Annotated in this window: 19 protein-coding genes, 1 pseudogene and 1 riboswitch; of the genes and pseudogenes, 16 read left to right on the forward strand and 4 right to left on the reverse strand. The window is 71.5% G+C overall.

Annotated features, from left to right (window positions below):
* The first annotated feature begins 126 nt into the window (after positions 1 to 126).
* From dxs to ACFP2V_RS28480, 4 genes are all read left to right on the forward strand, one after another.
* Positions 127 to 2,049, forward strand: a complete 1,923-nt coding sequence (gene dxs / locus ACFP2V_RS28465; protein WP_381218171.1) for a 1-deoxy-D-xylulose-5-phosphate synthase — start codon at positions 127 to 129, stop codon at positions 2,047 to 2,049.
* On the forward strand, positions 2,046 to 3,461 hold the full coding sequence (locus tag ACFP2V_RS28470) for an aspartate aminotransferase family protein (RefSeq protein ID WP_381218172.1): 1,416 nt from the start codon (positions 2,046 to 2,048) through the stop codon (positions 3,459 to 3,461). The genes dxs and ACFP2V_RS28470 overlap by 4 nt, the downstream gene beginning before the upstream one ends.
* A gap of 86 nt (positions 3,462 to 3,547) precedes the next feature.
* Positions 3,548 to 4,171: a helix-turn-helix domain-containing protein gene (locus tag ACFP2V_RS28475; RefSeq protein ID WP_381218173.1), complete on the forward strand. Its 624-nt coding sequence runs from the start codon at positions 3,548 to 3,550 to the stop codon at positions 4,169 to 4,171.
* Positions 4,168 to 4,290, forward strand: a complete 123-nt coding sequence (locus ACFP2V_RS28480; protein ID WP_055595265.1) for a DUF6126 family protein — start codon at positions 4,168 to 4,170, stop codon at positions 4,288 to 4,290. The genes ACFP2V_RS28475 and ACFP2V_RS28480 overlap by 4 nt, the downstream gene beginning before the upstream one ends.
* Before the next feature lie 75 nt (positions 4,291 to 4,365).
* Here ACFP2V_RS28480 and ACFP2V_RS28485 read toward each other — a convergent pair whose 3' ends face one another.
* Positions 4,366 to 5,163: a tyrosine-protein phosphatase gene (locus tag ACFP2V_RS28485; RefSeq protein ID WP_381218174.1), complete on the reverse strand. Its 798-nt coding sequence runs from the start codon at positions 5,161 to 5,163 to the stop codon at positions 4,366 to 4,368.
* Between the two features lie 520 nt (positions 5,164 to 5,683).
* A riboswitch (cyclic di-AMP (ydaO/yuaA leader) is annotated at positions 5,684 to 5,848 on the forward strand.
* 2 nt (positions 5,849 to 5,850) lie between these two features.
* Between ACFP2V_RS28485 and ACFP2V_RS28490 the strand changes: the two genes are divergently transcribed.
* A complete protein-coding gene (locus tag ACFP2V_RS28490; RefSeq protein WP_381218175.1) occupies positions 5,851 to 6,816 on the forward strand; it encodes a M23 family metallopeptidase in 966 nt (321 codons plus the stop codon).
* 303 nt (positions 6,817 to 7,119) lie between these two features.
* The gene (locus tag ACFP2V_RS28495; RefSeq protein WP_381218185.1) at positions 7,120 to 7,905 is read left to right on the forward strand and encodes an SGNH/GDSL hydrolase family protein; all 786 of its coding nucleotides are present in this window, start codon (positions 7,120 to 7,122) and stop codon (positions 7,903 to 7,905) included.
* A gap of 84 nt (positions 7,906 to 7,989) precedes the next feature.
* Here the strand turns inward: ACFP2V_RS28495 and ACFP2V_RS28500 are convergent.
* Positions 7,990 to 8,474 (reverse strand): annotated as a pseudogene (locus tag ACFP2V_RS28500) (TetR family transcriptional regulator); the annotation flags it as partial.
* Between the two features lie 162 nt (positions 8,475 to 8,636).
* On the opposite strand from ACFP2V_RS28500, the gene ACFP2V_RS28505 reads away from it, so the two are divergent.
* The 10 genes from ACFP2V_RS28505 to ACFP2V_RS28550 all read left to right on the forward strand — a co-directional run bounded on the left by ACFP2V_RS28505 (position 8,637) and on the right by ACFP2V_RS28550 (position 19,408).
* A complete protein-coding gene (locus ACFP2V_RS28505; protein WP_381218176.1) occupies positions 8,637 to 9,863 on the forward strand; it encodes an MBL fold metallo-hydrolase in 1,227 nt (408 codons plus the stop codon).
* A gap of 750 nt (positions 9,864 to 10,613) precedes the next feature.
* On the forward strand, positions 10,614 to 13,064 hold the full coding sequence (locus tag ACFP2V_RS28510) for an ATP-binding protein (RefSeq protein ID WP_381218177.1): 2,451 nt from the start codon (positions 10,614 to 10,616) through the stop codon (positions 13,062 to 13,064).
* A gap of 95 nt (positions 13,065 to 13,159) precedes the next feature.
* A complete protein-coding gene (locus ACFP2V_RS28515) occupies positions 13,160 to 13,594 on the forward strand; it encodes a roadblock/LC7 domain-containing protein (protein ID WP_326756075.1) in 435 nt (144 codons plus the stop codon).
* 2 nt (positions 13,595 to 13,596) lie between these two features.
* On the forward strand, positions 13,597 to 13,968 hold the full coding sequence (locus tag ACFP2V_RS28520) for a DUF742 domain-containing protein (RefSeq protein ID WP_350858989.1): 372 nt from the start codon (positions 13,597 to 13,599) through the stop codon (positions 13,966 to 13,968).
* A complete protein-coding gene (locus tag ACFP2V_RS28525) occupies positions 13,946 to 14,563 on the forward strand; it encodes a GTP-binding protein (RefSeq protein WP_381218178.1) in 618 nt (205 codons plus the stop codon). Before ACFP2V_RS28520 ends, ACFP2V_RS28525 begins: the two co-directional genes overlap by 23 nt.
* A 60-nt stretch (positions 14,564 to 14,623) precedes the next feature.
* Entirely contained in the window at positions 14,624 to 15,199 is a 576-nt protein-coding gene (locus ACFP2V_RS28530) for a GAF domain-containing protein (protein WP_381218179.1), read from the forward strand.
* 188 nt (positions 15,200 to 15,387) lie between these two features.
* Positions 15,388 to 16,416, forward strand: coding sequence for an L-threonine 3-dehydrogenase (gene tdh, locus ACFP2V_RS28535; RefSeq protein WP_381218186.1), 1,029 nt, complete (start codon positions 15,388 to 15,390; stop codon positions 16,414 to 16,416).
* 92 nt (positions 16,417 to 16,508) lie between these two features.
* Entirely contained in the window at positions 16,509 to 17,708 is a 1,200-nt protein-coding gene (locus ACFP2V_RS28540) for a glycine C-acetyltransferase (protein WP_381218180.1), read from the forward strand.
* 76 nt (positions 17,709 to 17,784) lie between these two features.
* Positions 17,785 to 18,690 (forward strand): LysR family transcriptional regulator, encoded by a 906-nt coding sequence (locus ACFP2V_RS28545; protein ID WP_381218181.1) that lies wholly within the window; start codon positions 17,785 to 17,787, stop codon positions 18,688 to 18,690.
* 328 nt (positions 18,691 to 19,018) lie between these two features.
* Positions 19,019 to 19,408: an MmcQ/YjbR family DNA-binding protein gene (locus tag ACFP2V_RS28550; RefSeq protein ID WP_381218182.1), complete on the forward strand. Its 390-nt coding sequence runs from the start codon at positions 19,019 to 19,021 to the stop codon at positions 19,406 to 19,408.
* A gap of 15 nt (positions 19,409 to 19,423) precedes the next feature.
* Here ACFP2V_RS28550 and ACFP2V_RS28555 read toward each other — a convergent pair whose 3' ends face one another.
* Entirely contained in the window at positions 19,424 to 20,380 is a 957-nt protein-coding gene (locus ACFP2V_RS28555; protein WP_381218183.1) for a transketolase family protein, read from the reverse strand.
* A 55-nt stretch (positions 20,381 to 20,435) separates the two neighbouring features.
* Positions 20,436 to 21,155, reverse strand: a complete 720-nt coding sequence (locus tag ACFP2V_RS28560; protein WP_381218184.1) for a transketolase — start codon at positions 21,153 to 21,155, stop codon at positions 20,436 to 20,438.
* Positions 21,156 to 21,354: the final 199 nt, after the last annotated feature.

The following is a 21,354-nucleotide window of genomic DNA, read 5'->3' on the forward strand; positions in this document are numbered from 1 at the left end:
GAGGAAGCCATGAAGATCGCCGAGCGGATGGAGGCCGACGGCGTGACCTCCGGCGAACCGACCGGCACCGGAAAGCCGGCAGTGACGGTGGGTTGAGACGAGGCACGGACCGATAGGGGACCGAGCGTGACGATACTGGAGAGCATCAGGCAACCACGCGACCTGAAGGCGCTGTCCGAGGCGGAACTCGGTGAACTGTCCGAAGAAATAAGGGAGTTCCTGGTACACGCGGTCGCCAGGACCGGAGGTCATCTCGGACCCAACCTGGGCGTGGTGGAGCTCACCGTCGCCCTGCACCGGGTCTTCGAGTCACCCGTCGACCGCATCCTGTGGGACACGGGTCACCAGAGCTACGTACACAAGCTCCTGACGGGCCGTCAGGACTTTTCCAAGCTGCGCGGCAAGGGCGGCCTCTCCGGCTATCCCTCACGCGAGGAGTCCGAGCACGACGTCATCGAGAACAGCCACGCCTCCACGGCACTGGGCTGGGCCGACGGGCTGGCCAAGGCGCGCCGGGTGCAGGGGGAGAAGGGGCACGTCGTCGCCGTCATCGGTGACGGCGCCCTGACCGGCGGCATGGCCTGGGAGGCGCTGAACAACATCGCCGCCGCCAGGGACCGCCCGCTGATCATCGTCGTCAACGACAACGAGCGCTCCTACGCCCCGACCATCGGTGGCCTCGCCAACCACCTCGCGACCCTGCGCACCACCGACGGCTACGAACGGGTGCTGGCCTGGGGCAAGCACGTGCTCCAGCGCACCCCCGTGATCGGCGGTACCGTCTACGAGGCGCTGCACGGCGCGAAGAAGGGCTTCAAGGACGCCTTCGCCCCCCAGGGGCTCTTCGAGGACCTGGGCCTGAAGTACGTCGGCCCCATCGACGGCCACGACATCAAGGCCGTGGAGTCCGCCCTGCGCCGCGCCAAACGCTTCCACGGGCCCGTCCTGGTCCACTGCCTCACCGAGAAGGGCCGCGGCTACGAACCCGCCGTCGCCCACGAGGAGGACCGCTTCCACACCGTCGGCGTGATGGACCCCTTCACCTGCGCGCCGCTCGCACCGGCCGGCGGTCCGTCCTGGACCTCCGCCTTCGGCGAGGAAATCGTCCGCATCGGTGAGGAACGCGAGGACGTGGTGGCGATCACCGCCGCCATGCTGCACCCGGTCGGCCTGGGCGCCTTCGCCGAGCGGTTCCCGGACCGGGTGTGGGACGTCGGCATCGCCGAGCAGCACGCCGCCGTGTCCGCGGCGGGACTGGCGACGGGCGGCACGCACCCGGTCGTCGCCGTGTACGCCACCTTCCTCAACCGCGCCTTCGACCAGCTGCTGATGGACGTGGCCCTGCACCGCTGCGGGGTCACCTTCGTCCTGGACCGGGCCGGCGTCACCGGCGTCGACGGGCCGTCGCACAACGGCATGTGGGACATGTCGGTGCTCCAGGTCGTGCCCGGTCTGCGCATCGCCGCACCACGCGACGCCGACCAGCTGCGTGCCCAGTTGCGGGAGGCGGTCGCCGTCGACGACGCGCCGACGCTGCTGCGGTTTCCCAAGGAGTCCGTGGGCCCGGCCGTCCCGGCGCTCGACCGGATCGGCGGCACGGACGTGCTGCACCGCGCCGACGATCCCGAGGTGCTGCTGGTGTCGGTCGGCGTCATGGCGCCCGTCTGCCTCCAGGCCGCCGAACTGCTCGAGGCGCGCGGCATCGGGTGCACCGTGGTCGACCCGCGCTGGGTCAAACCCGTGGCGCCCGAACTCGTCGAACTGTCCGCGCGGCACCGGCTGGTGGCCGTCGTCGAGGACAACAGCCGTGCGGCGGGCGTGGGTTCGTCCGTGGCGCTGGTGCTGGGCGACGCGGATGTCGATGTACCGGTACGGCGGTTCGGTATTCCGGAGCAGTTCCTCGCGCACGCCAAGCGCGGTGAGGTGCTGGCGGACATCGGCCTGACGCCCGTCGAGATAGCCGGCCGGATCGGTGCGAGCCTGGCCGTGGGCCAGGAGCGGCAGTACCCAGGCGAACCGTCCGAGAAGCAACGGGAGCAACAGCCATGACCACCGCGGAGTCCGCCCCGGAGCCGTCGCGGGCCGGGGGCTTCGACCTCGGCGCGCTGCTGGCCGAGCGTGGAGCCGAACGCTACGAGCTGCACACCAGACACCTCAACCACCAGCTCCCGCGCATGCTGCACACCATCGGCTTCGACAAGGTCTACGAACGCGCCGAGGGCGCCCACTTCTGGGACGCGGACGGCAACGACCACCTGGACATGCTCGCCGGATTCGGGGTGATGGGCCTGGGGCGCCACCACCCCGTGGTCCGCAAGGCGCTGCACGACGTCCTCGACGCCTCGCTCGCCGATCTCACCCGTTTCGACTGCCCGCCGCTGCCCGGACTGCTGGCCGAGAAACTGCTCACCCACAGCCCTCATCTGGACCGGGTGTTCTTCGGCAACAGCGGCACGGAGGCGGTCGAGACCGCGCTGAAGTTCGCCCGCTGCGCCACCGGCAGGCCCCGCGTCCTGTACTGCGCGCACGCCTTCCACGGGCTGACCACCGGCTCCCTGTCCGTCAACGGCGAGTCCGGCTTCCGGGACGGATTCGCCCCGCTGCTGCCCGACACGGCCGTACCCCTGGGCGATGTGGACGCGCTGGAGCGGGAGTTGGCCAAGGGCGACGTCGCCGCCCTCATCGTGGAACCCATCCAGGGCAAGGGCGTGCACGCGGCCCCGCCCGGCTATCTGTCCGCCGCCCAGGAGCTGTTGCACCGGCACAAGGCGCTGCTGATCGCCGACGAGGTGCAGACCGGACTCGGACGGACCGGCGACTTCTACGCCTACCAGTACGAGGAAGGGGTCGAACCGGACCTGGTATGCGTGGCCAAGGCGCTCTCCGGCGGCTATGTGCCGGTGGGGGCCACGCTCGGCAAGGACTGGATCTTCCGCAAGGTCTACTCGTCCATGGACCGGGTGCTGGTCCACTCGGCCAGCTTCGGGGGAAACGCCCAGGCCATGGCCGCCGGCCTCGCGGTGCTGGCGGTGATGGAGAACGAGCAGATCGTCGCGAACGTCCGGGCCACCGGGGAACTGCTGAGGTCCCGGCTCGCGGCCCTCGTCGACACGTACGAGCTGCTCGCCGAGGTCCGTGGGCGGGGCCTGATGATCGGCATCGAGTTCGGACGGCCGCGGTCGCTGAAGCTGCGCGGCCGCTGGGCCATGCTGCAGGCCGCGCGGAAGGGACTCTTCGCGCAGATGGTGGTCGTCCCGCTGCTGCGGAAGCACAGGATCCTCACCCAGGTCTCCGGCGACCACCTGGAGGTGATCAAGCTGATCCCGCCGTTGATCATCGGCGAGCGGGAGGTGGACCGGTTCGTGGACGCCTTCACCGCGGTCATGGACGATGCCCATGACGGCGGTCTGGTGTGGGAGTTCGGCAGGACACTGGTGAAACAGGCGGTCGCCGACCGGTGAGACGGCGACGCCCGCACCCGGTTCCCGGGTTTTGCCTGTGAGGCAAAGAATTTGCCTCACAGGCAAGAAAGCGGATGAATGGAGTCATGAGCTCCCCCGAGGCCGAGCCGTCGGTCGAACCGGCCGCCGCGCTCCCCGCGGTCGCCCCGCAGCTGCGCGCCCTCCGGCGCCGGGCCTCCCTGACACTGGAGGTCGCCGCCCGCGACGCGGGACTGTCGCCCGCCCATCTCTCCCGGCTGGAGACCGGACAGCGCCAGCCCTCGCTGCCGATGCTGCTCTCCCTCGCCCGCATCTACGGTACGACGGTTTCCGAACTGCTCGGTGAGACGACCGCCGCCCGCGAGGCGGTGACGTGCGCCGGCGACATGGAGCCGACCTCCGCGGGCGGCTGGACGTACTGGCAGGCCGGTTCCCCGGGGCGCGGGATGCAGGCCCTGCGGGTCCAGGTCCCGTACGGGGCCCAGGGCGACATCGTGCGGGTCCACCCGGGCGAGGAGTGGCTGTACGTCCTCAAGGGGCGGCTGCGGCTGCGCCTCGGGGACGCCCTGCACCGCCTCGCCCCGGGCGACAGCGCGCACTTCGACTCGCTGACCCCGCACCGTATCGCCGCCGAGGACCCCGACGGGGTCGAGCTGCTGTTCGTCCACACCCTGCTGCAGAGTCCCACGGCCGCCCTGTGCCTGGGCCCCACCCGAGGAGATGCGTCATGAAAGACCTGGAGGAGAAGTTTCCCCGAGCCCTGTGGGTGAGGCTGTTCGTCTACGTGGTGGTGGGGCACCTCTTCGCGGGCTTCATCTATCTGCTGTTCGAGCTGGGCGCGAAGCAGTAGTCCCCGGACGGACACGGCAGGAGCCGAGCGATCCCGTGATCCCCCGGTCGAGCACCTGCTCGACCGGGGGATCACTCAGTCCAGCATGCGTTCGCGCAGCCGCTCCCGGTCCTCGGGGGTGAGCCCGAGCGCCTGCTCGAGGTAGGGGTCCACGCCGCCCCAGGTCTCCTCGATCGTCTCCAGCGCGGCCGACAGATACTCGGCGCGGGCGTCGAACAGAGGGTCGAGCAGTTCCATGACCTCGGGGGAGTAGGCCGAGGTGGAGGTGCCGCTGCGGCGCACTTTGTAGCGGCGGTGCGCGGCGCCGGACTTCAGATAGTCGTCGAAGATCGCGTCCCGTTCCACGCCCAGCGCGAGCAGCGTCACCGCCACCGACAGGCCCGCGCGGTCCTTGCCCGCCGCGCAGTGCATCAGCGCGGGCACACACTCCGCGGCGAGCGAGATCAGCACCCGGGAGTGCTCGGCGGTGCGTTGCCTCACCGTCATGCGGTACGAGGCGATCATCCGCTCCGCCCCCTTGTCGCCGGCGAGGATCGAGCGGAGCTGGTCCAGGTCCCCGTCGCGGACCATCCTCCAGAACTCGGCGCCGTCGGCCGGGTCGCTCAGCGGCAGATTCACATTGCGCACGCCGGGCAGTTCGATGTCCCGCCCGTCCAGCTTGTGGTCGGCCGCGTTGCGGAAGTCGAAGACGGTGTGCAGTCCCAGGGAGGACAGGAAGGCGGCGTCCTTCTCGGTGGCGTGCGCGAGGTGGCCGCTGCGGAACAGCACCCCGTGCCGCACCCGGCGGCCGTCGACGGTCGGCAGGCCGCCCACATCACGGAAATTGCGCACACCGGTGAGCTCGGGTTCGGTCGACGGGATCTGCTGCGTCACGGGGGCCCCTCTCCCACTCTGCGCCGCCGGCGCGTCGGCGTCGGCGGGTGTCACCCGACGATACGACATGCCCGGCAGGGGCGATGAGTTGGCGGTGGGGCCGTCGGAGCGGGGACGGGGCTGTCCCGGTGGAGCTGCCGGTGTGGAGCCGCCGGCGCGGACGGACCCGTGCCGGACCCCGGCCCGATCCATCCGAATCGTCCACTATTTCCCTATTCGCGCATTCTGCCCCTTTGGGGAGCTTCGCCATAACATGCCCCGATAGAAAGGGGGATGGGAATGGGATGGTGAGCATCGTCATAGAGGTGACGATGTGCTGTCGCCATGTCCACGTAATTCCGGTATTTCGCGAGGGGATTCGGGGGATGCCGAAATACCGGGGCGACTCTGGGTGACGGCTTTCAGGTCAATGGATCACGAAAAAGCGCCTTCGCTCGGAAGATCGCGCTTGTCCCTTTGCTTCTCTATCGCCTACGTTCGCCATCGATCCGGACGGACGCCTAATCCTGCCGCTGTCCGGAGCCTCCACACTCTGACCCGCGTATGGCAGGAGCGGGGGACCCACAGGTACGACTGCCTGTTCCGGTCTCCGGAACGGCTTGGGGTTAAGTCGCGCTTTCGGCGCGGCCGGGCATCTCCAGTCCGCACCCGACAGCTCACCTCGTAGGCGCCGGAGAGGAATTCGTCATGTCCGCAAAGGGTAAGCACCGCCGTCCCAGCGCTTTTCGTTTGACCCGTTCCATCGCCGTCGCCGGAACCGGTGGCGCCGTACTCGCCCTGCCGCTTCTCGGCGCCACCGGAGCGAACGCCGCCACTTCGCAGACCGCCCCGGAAAAGGCCGTCCAGTCGTATTCCGTCGCCGGTAAGGCGTCTGGCGGCGTGAAGGCCGACGGCAACAAGAACGGCGACGCCCGCACGTACATCGTGAAGGGCGGCGACTACCTGGCGAAGATCGCCGAGTCCGAGAACGTCGACGGCGGCTGGAAGCAGCTCTACTCCGACAACCGCGAGGCCGTGGGCGGCGACCCGTCGCTCATCCACCCCGGTCTGAAGCTCTCGATCGACGGCAAGGCCGCCGCGACCGGCACGCCGAAGAAGTCCTCTTCTTCCGAGAAGCCCTCTTCCTCCCCTTCATCTGCTCCGTCCTCCGTGGCGAAGCCGTCGACGGCCGGGGAGGCCTCCGAGCGGTCCGCACCGAAGTCCTCCTCCGGCTCGACCACCGCGAACCAGGCCGCGACCACCTCCGGTTACAGCTCGCCGGTGCCCGGCGGCAGCTTCGGCACCGCCTACAAGGTGGCCGGCAGCATGTGGTCCAGCGGCTACCACACCGGTGTCGACTTCGCCGTTCCGACCGGCACCTCCCTGAAGGCCGTGGGCGCGGGCACCGTCGTCTCCGCCGGCTGGGCCGGCTCGTACGGCAACCAGGTCGTCATCAAGCTGAACGACGGCCACTACGCCCAGTACGCCCACCTGTCCTCGCTGTCCGTCTCCGCCGGCCAGACCGTGAGCGGCGGCCAGCAGGTCGGCCTCTCGGGCTCCACCGGCAACTCGACCGGCCCGCACCTGCACTTCGAGATCCGCACCGCGCCGGGCTACGGCTCGGACGTGGACCCGGTCTCCTACCTCCGCGGCAAGGGCGTCTCCATCGGCTGACCCCCGAGGCAACCTGCCTGACGCGCCACCGAAGGCCGGACCCCGATCCCCGGGTCCGGCCTTCGGTGCGTGCGGTACGTGCGGTGTGTTCGAGCGAGGGAGTGCCGGGAGCGCCGGGAGTGTTCCGTGCGTCACGTCGCTCGCGGTCAACGCCCCCGCCCGGAGGGCTATTCCGGATGGGCCAATGCTTCGCGAGTGGCTTATCTCACCGCCCGTCAATGCCTTCCTACGGTCGCGTAGGTCACATTCGAAGGTGAATCATGTCCGGTTGTGGCAGACGATTCGAAGAATGACGGCAAGGCAGTGATCGGGTCGTACGTGGCGGTGGGGGACAGCTTCACCGAGGGCGTCGGCGACCCCGGCCCCGACGGGGCGTTCGTCGGCTGGGCCGACCGATTCGCGGTACTACTCGCCGACCGGCGTCCCGAAGGCGACTTCCGGTACACAAATCTCGCGGTGCGCGGAAAACTGCTCGACCAGATCATGGCCGACCAGCTTCCGCAGGCCGTCGAACTGGCCCCCGCACTGGTTTCGTTCTGTGCGGGCGGCAACGACATCCTGCGCCCCGGCAGCGACCCGGACGAGGTGGCCGAGCGTTTCGAGCGGGCGATCGCCGCGCTCGCGGCGGTCTCCGGCACAGTTCTGGTGACGACCGGGTTCGACACCCGTGGTGTGCCCCTGCTCAGGCATCTGCGCGGCAAGATCGCCACCTACAACGGGCATGTGCGGGCCGTCGCCGACCGGTACGGCTGTCCGGTGCTCGACCTCTGGTCCCTCAGGAGCATCCAGGACCGCAGGGCCTGGGACACCGACCGGCTGCACCTGTCACCCGAGGGGCACACCCGCGTGGCGCTCCGCGCGGGACAGGCCCTCGGCCTGGACATCCCCGCCGACCCGGAACAGGCCTGGCCCCCACTGCCGCCGCGCGGCAGCCTCGACGTCCGGCGGGACAATGTCCACTGGGCACGCGAGTACCTGGTGCCGTGGATAGGGCGCAGGCTGCGCGGGGAGTCGTCGGGGGACCACGTGACGGCGAAGGGCACGCTGTCCCCGGACGACATCAAGGAGCGCATCGCCTCGGTCGCATGACGCGGGGCGCGGGGGCGCGAGGGCACGAAGGCGGGAGGGGAGGGAGCGGGTGCGGGCACGGCCCGCGCCCGGGGCGTTCACGGTTCAGCGGGCCCGCCCGGCCGGCTCCTCCTGCCCCAACTCCCGGGCCGGCGCCTCGTTGACCCAGGCGCGCGCCCGCGGTACGGCGCCTGCGGAGGACGTCAACTGCACCGAGGGCTCCTCGAACAGGGCGCGCGCACGCAGGACCGTACCGGTGGGATCCGGACACCGGAACTCGCCTGCGGCCACGTCCTCCGTGCCGGCCTCGGTGAGCACCGCCTTCCACCACCGGTCGAGGTGCCGGGCGATTTCCCGTGGTACCGGGTCGCGCAGCGCCGCCGCACGGTCCCCGATCCGCAGCCGGCGCAGCGCCGGCTGCGGGCGGCCGGGCAGCTTGCGCGGCCGTGCCGGATCGGCCGCGGCCGCGGCCGCGTGGGCGAAGGCGGCGCCACCAGCTTTTCCTTCGTCGAGAAGTGATGGAGCACGCGTGTGGTGCTCACCCCGAGCGCCGCCGCCACGTCGGAGATCCCTACCGCCGCGCCGCCCCGCTCAACCGCGTCCTGGTCACGCTGTCACGCTGTCACGCCAGTCAGGTGCCGGGGCGGTGGACGACGTGCGCGTCCCGGGGGCGCTTTCCGGCCGGTGAGACGTCCCGGGGCCGGACCGGCCCCACATAATGGAATGTCTGACCGACTCCACTTGGAGGCAATGTGGCCGGTACCCGTTCCCAGAGCTCCGGGCTCCGTGCGCTACGGCCCGCGGCCTTCGGCGCGGACCCCACCGGTGAGCGCATGGCGCGCATCCGCAGGTCCCCGCACTACCGGGACGGCGTGTTCCAGAACCCCAAAGGCCCCACCCGGCTCCGGCCCCCGGGCTCCTCCCGGGACCTGGCGAAGACCTACTTCGACAAGGACACCCGGTCCCGCCGTGCCCCGTACGGCACCCTGCCGGTGCACGCCACCACCCTCGCCGACCTGGCCCGCCCGCCTGCCTCCGGACTGCGCCTGACCTGGATGGGCCATTCCAGTGTGCTCGTGGAGATCGACGGGCGGCGGGTGCTGTTCGACCCCGTGTGGGGCGAGCGCTGCTCCCCGTTCCCCTTCGCCGGTCCGAAGCGGCTGCACCCGGTACCCCTGCCGCTGGCCGCGCTCGGCCCGGTCGACGTCGTCGTGATCTCGCACGACCACTACGACCACCTGGACCTGCCCACCATCAAGGCGCTCGCCGGCACGGACACGCTGTTCGCCGTGCCGCTCGGCGTGGGCGCCCATCTCGAGCACTGGGGCGTGTCCGCCGGCCGGCTGCGCGAACTGGACTGGCACGAGGCGACCGGGGTCGGCGGACTCACCCTCACCGCCACCCCGGCCCGCCACTTCTGCGGCCGGGGCCTGCGCAACACCCAGCACACCCTGTGGGCCTCCTGGGCCGTCGCGGGCGAGGAGCACCGCGTCTACCACAGCGGTGACACCGGCTACTTCGACGGTTTCAAGGACATCGGCGCCACCCACGGCCCCTTCGACGCGACGATGATCCAGATCGGCGCGTACTCGGACTTCTGGCCCGAAGGGCAGTCGGACCCGATTCCGGGACCCGGCTCCTGGCCGGAGATCCACATGAACCCCGCAGAGGGTCTCCAGGCCCATCTCGACCTCCAGCAGGGCCGGCCGGGCGGGGTCTTCCTGCCGATCCACTGGGGCACCTTCAACCTGGCACCGCACCCGTGGGCGGAGCCCGGCGAGTGGACGATGGCCGCGGCCGACGCGGTCGGGCAGCCCGCCGCCTTCCCCGTTCCGGGCCTGCCGTTCGAGCCCGCCGGGGAACTGCCGGCCGAACCGTGGTGGCGGGGCGTGGGACACGTCCCGAGCCACAAGTGGCCCCTGCCCGACCCCGTCACGGGCTCCTCCCGCGAAGGCCTGAACCTGGTGGGGGAGGAATGAGCCTTGGCCTTGATCGCTACGGTGAGTGATATTTTCGCGAGGGGTGCGCAGGGCGTGGAGGGCTTCCGAGGGGCCCTTCGGTAGGGCGGCCGAGCGGAAGAACGAGGGCCGGGGAGCTTTGGGCTCCCCGGCCCTCAATGTTTTCCGGTGACCGTCTCTGACCAGGTCGGATCGAGTGGTGACTGACCTTTGAGGAAAGGGAGACGGTTTTATCGGTCTGTCGTACGAAGCCTCATACCAGAGCGGGACGCTGTCCGGGTGAGTTTGTCAACTGACCACCGCACGTGATGCGGTGGTGACTACGGTGAGTGTCGGTCGGGCGACGCATGGCCGACGCCCTCGGCCTTCCGAGGCGCCCCCGACCGGTACGGCGACACCACGACGACACCCGTCGCTCGGCGCACCGCGCCACGGGGTCGCGCCCATCAGATCGGATCAGGGAGCGGGGACCGGTACGTGCAGGCAGAAGGCGGACGAGGGAGAGGACGGGGCGACACACCCCGCCGCTCGGGCCCGGCCGGCGCCTCGGGCGTGACCGGTGTGCCGGGCGTGACCAGCGGGTCGCAGGCAGCCGCGGCTGCCCCGGGCGGGCCGTCGGCAGGCCCGCGCGCCGGTACCGACAACGGGCGGCCGCCTGCCGCGCGCGGCGGCGAGCCGCGCGGAGCACGGAACCGGTCCCACGTGCCCGGCGGCCGTGGCACCACGCGTTCCCCCGGCACCCAGGACCGACGGACCAGTTCGAGGACACCCATGCCCGATCTCCGCGCTCCCGCCGGTCCGCCCTCCCGTACCGACCGGCGGGAGGGCGGACGGCACGGACGCCCGCCCGCCCGGCCCGCCCCCGCGCACCCCGAGGCGCAGATACGGCCCCAGTTGCTCCGGCTCGCCGTCCTGCCGCCCGTGGCGGTCGCCCTCAGCGCCAGCGCTGCCGTGCTGTTCATCGTCCGCTCCACCGGCGTACGGCCGGGCGCGACCCTGTGGGGTGTGCTCGGTGGCGCGGTGTCGGTGACCCTCGCCGGCATCGTCATCGCCGCCGTGGCCGCCGACCGTGCGGCCCGGTCCGTGCACGACCGCGTCGAGGGCCTGCGCCGGAGCACGGCCCGGCGCGAGGCCGACCTGCGCGCCCTCGTGGACACCCTGCGCCGTGGCGACGGCCCGCCACCGCGCACGCAGCCGGGCGGGGCCCCCAAGGACGCCGACGACTTCGACCGGCTCGCCGCCGACCTGTCCCGGGTCCATGACTGCGCCGTCACCGCCGTCGTCCAGGCGTCCCGGCTCTCCAGCCAGGCGGGCAGCGAGCAGAAGCTCGAGGTGTTCGTCAACCTGGCCCGGCGTCTGCAGTCCCTGGTGCACCGCGAGATCTCCATCCTCGACGAGATGGAGAACGAGATCGAGGATCCCGACCTGCTCAAGGGTCTCTTCCACGTCGACCATCTCGCCACCCGCATCCGTCGCCACGCCGAGAACCTCGCCGTGCTCGGCGGGGCCGTCTCCCGGCGGCAGTGGAGCAACCCGGTCCCCGTGACCGAGGTGCTGCGCTCGGCCATCGCCGAGGTCGAGCAGTACTCACGGGTCAAGCTGGTGCCGCCGATCGACGGCACCCTGCGCGGGCACGCCGTCGCCGACGTCATCCACCTGCTCGCCGAACTCGTCGAGAACGCCACGCTGTACTCCGCGCCGCACACCCAGGTGCTGCTGCGCGCCGGACTCGTCACCTCCGGGCTCGCCGTCGAGGTCGAGGACCGCGGGCTCGGCATGCCCGTGGGCGAGCAGGAACGGATGAACGCCCTGCTCGCCGACCCGGACCAGGTCAATGTCGCCAGCCTGCTGGCCGACGGGCGCATCGGTCTGTACGTGGTCTCGCAGCTCGCGCGGCGGCACGGCATCCAGGTCCGGCTCCAGAACAACATCTACGGCGGGGTCCAGGCCGTGCTCGTGGTGCCGCAGGCGCTGCTCGGTGCCGAGCCGTGGTCCTCGGGACCGGGCGCCGGCGAGGGCCGGCCGGCCGAGGGCGACGCGGGACCGGGCCCGGAGGGCGCCGGCGGGCCGACGCACCGGCCCGCGCATGCCGTACCCGCGCCCGGGAGCATCCCGCTGCCCGGTCCCGCCGGGCACGGGAACGGACCGTGGCCGCAAGAACCGCAGGCAGGCACCGATCCGTACGCCGGCCCCGGCCCGCAGACCCGACCCGACACGCGGACGGCACCCGATGCGAGGACGGGCGTCGCGCAGCAGACCGGATCCGGCTCGCTGCCGGGGCCCGGGAGCGGGGTGTCCCTCCCCCCGGCGTCGTCCCCCGTCGTACCGGAGGCGCGGCGCCACGACCAGGCCGACGCCCCGGCCCCGACGAGCCCCGACGGCGTGGCGCCGCCCCTGCCGCTGCGTGGCGCCCGCGCGGTGCGGCCCAATCCGGCGGAGGCCGTGCCCGGCGTCACCCCGGACGACCGGCAGACCCTCGAAGAGAGCGGGATCGGGACCGCACCCCTCACCCCCCGCAGCCCCACCGTGCGCGGCACCATGGGCAGGCCCCAACTGCCCCGCCGCCGCGCCCAGGAACACTTGGTGCCCCAACTCCGCGACGGTCCCACGCCGCGTCAGGACACCGAGCACGTCGTCGGGCACGACCCCCACCTGATGGCGGCCTTCCGGCGGGGCGTCAGCCTCGCCGAAACCCAACAACACCTGGAAACGGGCCACATGGGCAGCGACGACCTGGACCGTAACGACCTGGCCCCCGACGACATGAGGCATGGCGACATGAGGCATGGCGACATGAGGCGTGACGACATGGGGCGTGACGACATGGGGCGTGGTGACACGGCCGACGAATACATCCTGGGTGACCACATGCCGGGTGACCACATGGCGTCCGTGTCCATGCTGCCGTCGTCACCCATGGACGAGCGCCCCAGTCCCACCGCCCGCCCCATGGACGCCCGCCCCATGGACGCCCGCCCCATGGACGCCCGACCCATGGACGCCCGCCCCACGGACGCCCCCTATGCGGACGCCCACCTCATGGACCCGCGCCACACGATCAAGGCTCACGCGATGGAGTCCCCCATCGTGGAGCCCCACACCGCCGACGCGCGTCCCCCGCATACGGCATCCCAGGAGACGCGCGGCGACCACGACGGCGTGCCCGCGCCCCGCACCGACCACCCCACCGCACGGCACGACGGGAGCGCACCCGCCGGATGAGCACGCCCGCATACTCCACCCCCTACCGGGCCCCCGCCTCCCCGCCCGTCCCCAGCGCTTCCGCAGACCTTCGTACCCCAAGGAGTCGATCCACCATGGCGAGCGATGCGCCGACCGCCCACGTTTCCGATCTCGACTGGCTGATGAGCGGCCTCGTGCAACGGGTGCCGCACACCTCCAGCGCCGTGCTGCTCTCCTGTGACGGGCTGGTGAAGTCCGTGCACGGCCTCGACGCGGACAGCGCCGACCACATGGCGGCCCTGGCCTCCGGCCTCTACTCCCTGGGTCGCAGCGCCGGCGTCCGTTTCGGCGCGGGCGGCGACGTACGCCAGGTCGTCGTCGAGCTCGACTCGATGCTGCTGTTCGTCTCCACCGCCGGTTCCGGCACCTGCCTCGCGGTGCTGGCCGGCCGCGAGGCCGACGCGGCGGTGCTCGGCTACGAGATGGCCATGCTGGTCAAGAGCGTGCGGCCGTACCTGGTGACCGCACCCCGGCAGCCCGCCGTCGAACCGCCGGCGATGAGGCCTTGAACGTGGCGGCGGCCGGTGACGGCCCCTGGCTGGACGACGCGGCCGGGCGGCTGGTGCGCCCCTTCACCGTCAGCGACGGCCGCACCCGCCCCACCGTCGAACTCGACCTGATGTCACAGGTGATGGCCACCGGGGCCACCCCCTTCGGCTACCTCGGCCCCGAGCACGCGCAGGCACTCGAACTGTGCCGCGCGCCCCTGCCGGTCGCCGAGGTGGCCGCCCACCTCAAGTTGCCGCTGGCCGTCACCAAGGTGCTGCTGGCGGACCTCGTCGACAGCGGAGGCCTCACCACCAAGCCCCCCGTGTTCGACCACAACCCGACGGACCGGGCCCTTCTGGAGGCAGTGCTCGATGGACTACGACGACAGCTCTGACCACGGCGCCCGCGCCGACGTGTTCCCCACCGCACTCAAGATCCTCGTGGCGGGCGGGTTCGGCGTGGGCAAGACCACCTTCGTCGGCGCGGTCAGCGAGATCGCGCCGCTCAGTACGGAGGAACTGCTCACCACGGTCAGCGCCGCCACCGACCGGCTCGACGGCATCGAGAGCAAGGTCGAGACGACCGTGGCGATGGACTTCGGCCGCATCACCCTGGACCAGCACCATGTGCTGTACCTGTTCGGCACACCGGGCCAGGAACGGTTCTGGTTCATGTGGGACGAACTCTGCGAAGGCGCCCTCGGCGCGGTCATCATCGCCGACACCCGACGCCTGGAGGAGTGCTTCGCCGCCGTCGACTTCTTCGAGCAACGCGGCCTCGGCTTCATCATCGCCGTCAACGAGTTCGACGGCGCCTTCCGCTACGACCCCCAGGAGGTACGCGCCGCCCTGGACCTGCCGGACGAGATCCCCGTCGTGTGCTGCGACGCCCGGATCTCCAGCTCGGGCGTCCAGACCCTGCTGACCCTGGTCCGTCACCTCATCGCCCACGCCCCGGCCCCCGCGACGGGGTACGGCGCCCACATGTGATCCCCACACACCAACCCGGAGCCCGTATATGACATGTGCCCACATCCAGGGAGCCCGCCCATGAGCTACGACCCGCCGCGTCCGGCCGGTCGTCTGTTGCTCACCCCCGAGGACAAGGAGGCCCCGGCCCGCACCGAGCGGCTGCGCCGGCTGGGACTGGGCGAGCGCCCCGAGCCCACACTCGACGCCTTCGCGTACGGCCTCTCCGAGCTCACGGGGGCGGCGTACGCCATGGTCAACTTCCTGGGGGAGGGGAGGCAGTTCTTCGCCGGTCTGTACACGCCGGCGGTCGCGCCCGTCGTCCGCGGCGACGGCACCGGCGCACTGCTGGGCCGGTCGCTGCCCCGTGACCACGGCTTCTGCCCCCATGTGGCGGTCCGCCGCAAGGCGCTGGTCCTGGGAGACGTGAGCGACTATCCCCGGTTCGCGGGCAACCCGGTCGTGGACGAGTTCGGGGTGCGCTCCTATCTGGGTGCCCCGCTCATCGACAGCACGGGCATGGTGCTGGGCACCGTGTCCGTCTCCGACACCCGGCCGCGGGCCTGGGGGCAGGAAGGACTCGCGGCCATCAAGGAACAGGCCGCGCATCTCGTCGTACGGCTCGAACGCGGGGAGACCGAGGGACTGCCGTTCTGAACCCGCGGAGCCCGAGTGCCGCCGCCGATGGGGTGACGGCGTGAAGGAAAGCTGTGGCCGCGCTTAAGAAATCCTCGATGGACCGGTGATGGTGGCGTACGGCAGATTGCAGTGCGATCCCACCCCGTTCCCGGCCAGGGCTGCTCCGGCATGCCCGGGACCGGGACTCACCCCGAGGAGCCGTGGCGTTGAAGGCGCTCGTCAAGGACAAGGCCGAACCCGGGCTGTGGCTCGCGGACGTCCCGGAGCCGGCCGTCGGCCCCGGCGACGTGCTCATCAAGGTGCTGCGCACCGGTATCTGCGGCACCGACCTGCACATCCGCGCCTGGGACGGCTGGGCACGGCAGGCGATCAGCACCCCGCTGATCCTCGGGCACGAGTTCGTCGGCGAGGTCGTCGGGACAGGCCGGGACGTCAGTGAGATCAAGACCGGTGACCGGGTCAGCGGCGAGGGCCACCTGGTGTGCGGCAAGTGCCGCAACTGCCAGGCCGGACGACGGCACCTGTGCCGCGCCACCGTCGGTCTCGGCGTCGGCCGCGACGGCGCGTTCGCCGAGTACGTCACCCTGCCCGCGGCCAACGTCTGGGTGCACCGCGTCCCCGTCGACCTCGACGTCGCCGCGATCTTCGACCCGTTCGGCAACGCCGTGCACACCGCCCTGTCCTTCCCGCTCGTCGGCGAGGACGTCCTGATCACCGGTGCCGGACCGATCGGCCTGATGGCCGCCGCGGTGGCCCGGCACGCCGGCGCCCGCCACGTCATGATCACCGACGTCAGCGAGGAGCGGCTGGAACTCGCCCGCAAGATCGGCGTGAGCCTGGCGCTGAACGCGCGGGACGCGGCGATCGCCGACGGGCAGCACATCCTCGGCCTGCGCGAGGGCTTCGACATCGGCCTCGAGATGTCCGGCCGCCCCGAAGCGCTGCGCGACATGATCGCCAACATGACCCACGGCGGCCGGATCGCGATGCTCGGCCTGCCGGCCGAGGAGTTCCCGGTCGACTGGTCCCGGATCGTCACCTCGATGATCACCCTCAAGGGCATCTACGGTCGTGAGATGTTCGAGACCTGGTACGCCATGTCGGTGCTGCTCGAAGGCGGCCTGGACCTCGCCCCCGTGATCACCGGCCGGTACTCCCACCGCGACTTCGAGAGGGCCTTCGAGGACGCGGCGAGCGGCCGCAGCGGGAAAATCATCCTCGACTGGACGGCGTAGCCCTCCTCGGCGCCCTTCCCGGCACCACCGTTGCCACCTCCTCAGCCCCTCCTCTCTTCCGCTCTTCCGCGAGCACCTTCAGGAGCTTCTCCATGTTCGACTCCGCGCGCGACGACCTCCGCACCACCCTCGACGAGATCCGCGCCGCCGGACTGCACAAGCCCGAGCGCGTGATCGGCACCCCGCAGTCCGCCACCGTGAACGTCACCGCAGGCGGCCGGCCCGGTGAGGTCCTCAACTTCTGCGCCAACAACTACCTCGGCCTCGCCGACCACCCCGAGGTGCTCGCCGCCGCCCACGAGGCCCTCGACCGCTGGGGCTACGGCATGGCCTCGGTGCGCTTCATCTGCGGTACGCAGGAGGTCCACAAGGAGTTGGAGGCGCGGCTGTCGGCGTTCCTCGGCCAGGAGGACACGATCCTCTACTCGTCCTGCTTCGACGCCAACGGAGGCGTGTTCGAGACACTGCTCGACGGACAGGACGCGGTGATCTCCGACGCGCTGAACCACGCGTCGATCATCGACGGCATCCGGCTGTCCAAGGCCCGCCGCTTCCGCTACGCCAACCGCGACATGGCCGACCTGGAACGCCAGCTGAAGGAGGCCACCGAGGGCGGGGCGCGGCGCAAGCTGATCGTCACCGACGGCGTCTTCTCCATGGACGGCCATGTCGCGCCGCTGGCCGAGATCTGCGACCTCGCCGACCGCCACGACGCCATGGTCATGGTCGACGACTCGCACGCCGTGGGCTTCGTCGGACCCGGCGGGCGCGGCACGCCCGAACTGCACGGCGTCATGGACCGCGTCGACATCCTCACCGGCACCCTCGGCAAGGCGCTCGGCGGCGCCTCCGGCGGCTATGTCGCCGCCCGCGCGGAGATCGTCGCCCTGCTGCGCCAGCGCTCCCGGCCTTACCTGTTCTCGAACACCCTTGCCCCGGTGATCGCCGCGGCCTCGCTCAAGGTTCTCGACCTGCTGGAGTCCGCCGACGACCTGCGGGTCCGGCTGGGCGAGAACACCGCCCTGTTCCGCCGCCGGATGACCGAGGAGGGCTTCGACATCCTCCCCGGCGACCACCCCATCGCCCCGGTGATGATCGGCGACGCGTCCCGCGCGGGGCGCCTCGCGGAGCTGCTGCTGGAGCGCGGTGTGTACGTGATCGGTTTCTCCTACCCCGTGGTGCCCGAGGGACAGGCCCGGATCCGCGTCCAGCTGTCCGCCGCTCACTCCACCGAGGACGTGAACCGCGCGGTGGACGCCTTCGTGGCGGCACGGGCGGAGCTCGACGCCTGAGCGGGGCCTGATGCGCCCTGCCCGCGCACGGGTTGTCCGGGCGGGGCGCGCGGCGGCGTTTGAGAGAATCGATTCCATGATCGAGGCACGGCGGCTCCACATCCTTCGCGCGGTGGCCGACCACCGCACGGTCACGGCGGCGGCCGCCGCGCTGTACCTGACCCCGTCGGCGGTGTCCCAGCAGCTCACCGCGCTGGAGCAGGAGACCGGCCACCGGCTGGTGGAGCGCGGCGCCAAGGGCGTACGGCTGACGCCGGCCGGCGAGATCCTGCTCGGCCACACCAACGTGGTCCTCGCCCAGCTGGAGCGGGCCGCGGCCGAACTCGCCGCGTACGGTTCGGGCGAGGCCGGCACCGTCACCGTCGCCTCCTTCGCGACCGGGATCGCCCAGGTCGTCGCCCCCGCGGTGGTCCGCCTCGCCGCGACGGCGCCCGGTATCCGCATCCGCGTCCAGGACGCCGAGGGCGATGCCAGCCTGCCGATGCTGCTGGACCGGCAGGTCGACGTCGCCGTGGCCGTCGAGTACCGCGGGGCGCCGCCCGCCGACGACCCCCGCCTGTCCTACGTACCGCTGTACGCGGAGCCCTTCGACGCGGTCGTCCCCGTCACCCATCGGCTGGCCGACACCGCGGAGGTAGCACTCGCCGAGCTGGCCAAGGACCCGTGGATCGGCCCGTACCCCGGCAACCCCTGCCATGATGTCGTCGTCCTGGCCTGCGAGAACGCCGGATTCCAGCCCCTGCTCGAGCACTCCTCGGACGACTTCCGCGCGGTGGTGGCCCTGGCCTCGGCGGACGTGGGCGTCGCGCTGGTCCCCCGTTCGGCGCTGCGGGGCATGGACCTGACCGGCGTGGTCGTCCGCCCGGTCGACGGTGTCGCGCCGACCCGCCGGGTCTTCGCCGCCGTACGCCGGGGAGCCGAGGAACACCCGTTGATCCGCCCGGTCCTGCACGCACTCGGCGAGGCCGCCGGCGAGGCGTAGGGCCCGGCCGAAGCGTCGTTCGGCCAGGTCGTCCCGTGGGACGGCCGGTGGACCGTGGCGCTTTCCCTGCCGTGCATCGCGGCCTGCCGCTCACGTCAACGCCCTTACAGACCAAGTGACGTGAAGAGAAAGCGCACTCGGTACAAGCAGACACCTCACGCGCGGAGCAGGCTCTTGCCGTCCCGGCCGCCGCGCTCCTCGGTGGGCTCACGGTGGCCGTACTGATGATGAGCGTGGCGCCGAGCGGCATGTGGCGGGTCTACAGAGCGGCAAGGAGGCCCCGGGCTGCCTCTTCGCCACGTCCACCAGAACCTGCCTGCCCCTGTCAATGTCAGTGGCAGCCGCTACGGTGCCTGCCATGCCGGATGCCGAAGACGTACGACGGATCGCGCTGTCCCTGCCGGACACGACGGAGAAAGTGGCCTGGAGCATGCCCACGTTCCGGGTGGCGGGGAAGATGTTCGTCACCCTGCCCGAGGACGAGACGTCCATCGCCGTGCGCTGTCCCAAGGAGGAGCGCGACGAACTGGCCCTCGCCGAGCCGGAGAAGTTCTGGATCGCGGGCCACGAGGCGCAGTTCGCCTGGGTCCGGGTCCGTCTCGCCGCCCTGGAGGACGAGGGCGAACTGCACGACATCCTCGCCGACTCCTGGCGCCAGGCGGCCCCGCCCCGGCTGCTCGAAGCGTATCCCCGGCTGGGCCGGCCGTCCGGGCACTGAACCCCCGGGGCGTTGTCAGTGGGCCATGGCACGATCCGGGACCGTGGACGGCGACCGAGGCCGGAGTGAGGCTCCGGTCGCCGTGAACGCTCCGATGCGCTCCCGCAGCGAGCGGGCGTCGAGACCGTGCGCGGCGACATGCTCCTCGAGCCGCCCGTAGCGTCGCAGCTCCCGCCGGCCCACGCCCAGCCCCAGTACCCGGTGCGGCACGTCGGACAACGCGTCGTTCGCCGCCGCCACCGACGTGCCCGCCAGATACGGTTCGACCAGGACGACATCCGTCCCGGCGGTCTCGGCGGCCCGGCGCAGGGCGGCCGCGTCGAAGGGCCGGACCGTGGTGGCGTACAGGACGGTGACGTCGAGCCCCTCCGTGGCCGCGAGCACCGCGTCCAGCACGGGACCGACGGCGACCACCACACCCGCGCGGCCCTCGCGGACGGTGCGGAACCGCTCGCCGTCCACCGGCAGCGGGTGCGCGTTGGCCTGCAGGGACAGCCGCACGTACACCTTGTCGTCCCCGGCGGCCACCGCGTGCCGCACCAGGGTTTCGGCCTCGTCCGGATGCCCCGGCACGTGCACGGTCCAGCCGTCCAGGGTGTCCAGCAGCGCCACGTCGCCCGGCGCCATGTGTGTGTAGCCGCCGGCCGGCCAGTCGAAGGAGGCGGCGGCGCTCACCAGCACCGCGCCCGCGTCCTGATGGCCGAGGTCCAGCTTGACCTGCTCGAACGGTCGCTCGACGAGGAAGCTGGCGAACGTGTGCACGAGGGGCCGCAGGCCGGTGAGTGCCATCCCGGCGGCGGCTCCCACCAGGAGCTGTTCCCGGATGCCGACGTTGACGACCCGCTCCGGATGCCGGCGGACGGCTTCGGTGAAGGCGTCCGTGCCGATCTCGGCGAGGACGACGGCGACCCGGGGGTCCTCGTCCAGCAGCCGGGTGACGACGGGAGCGAATCGGTCACGCATGGTTTCCACGGAAGGGGGTCCTTTCAGAAGGGGAAGCCGGAAGAGGAAGCAGGAAGGGAGAAGCTCACGCGTACTTCGGTTCGACCCGGGCCACCACCACGTGCGGCCGCCCCGGATGCGGCGCGGTGAACGCGGTGTGCAGCGCCTCGTGGTCACGGCCGTCGACCGTGAGCGCGGACCAGCCCGCCGCCTCGAAGCGTGCGGCGATCCCGCCGGGCCGGGCGTGACTGGCGGAGGAGTTGTCCACGACGACGGTGTGCAGCCGGTCCAGCCCGGCCGGACCGGCGAACGCGATCGCCTCGTGGTTGCTGCCCTCGTCCAGCTCGGCGTCCCCGATCAGCGCCCACACGGCCGGCCCGTCGAGTCCCTGCGCGCGCAGCCCCAGCGCCGTTCCGACCGCGATCGGCAGCCCGTGCCCCAGCGATCCGCTGCCGATCTCGACACCCGGTACCAGCGTTCGGTCGGGGTGATGGCCGAGCGGCGAGTCGTACGAGCCGAACCCGGTCAGCCACCCCACCGGCAGGAAGCCCTTGGCGGCCAGCACGGCGTAGTACGCCATCGGCCCGTGCCCCTTCGACAGGAGGAACCTGTCCCGGTCCCGGTCGTCCATCCGCTCCGGCGAGACGCGCAGAACACGGTCGTAGAGCACCCACAGCACGTCCAGGGTGGAGGTCGCCGCAGGCCCGTGCTTCTCGTCGCCGGTCATCCTGCCCATCAGCGCGGGCAGATCCGCATAGTCGTACGCAGCCGTCGTCCTACGTGTGCGTTCCTCGGTGATCGTCATACGGCGATCGTGCAACCTCAACCGAACTTGAGGTCAAGTGCCGCCCTCCGGGGCCCCGGACAATGGAGTGCGCGATCACCGCCTTGGGTGCGGTATTGTTTCCGTGCACGTCGACGCCGGGCAACCACCAGGTCAGACGGGCATCGGGACGTGGCGCAGCTTGGTAGCGCACTTGACTGGGGGTCAAGGGGTCGCAGGT

The organism is Streptomyces incanus, assembly GCF_042656345.1.
Taxonomy (GTDB): domain Bacteria; phylum Actinomycetota; class Actinomycetes; order Streptomycetales; family Streptomycetaceae; genus Streptomyces; species Streptomyces incanus.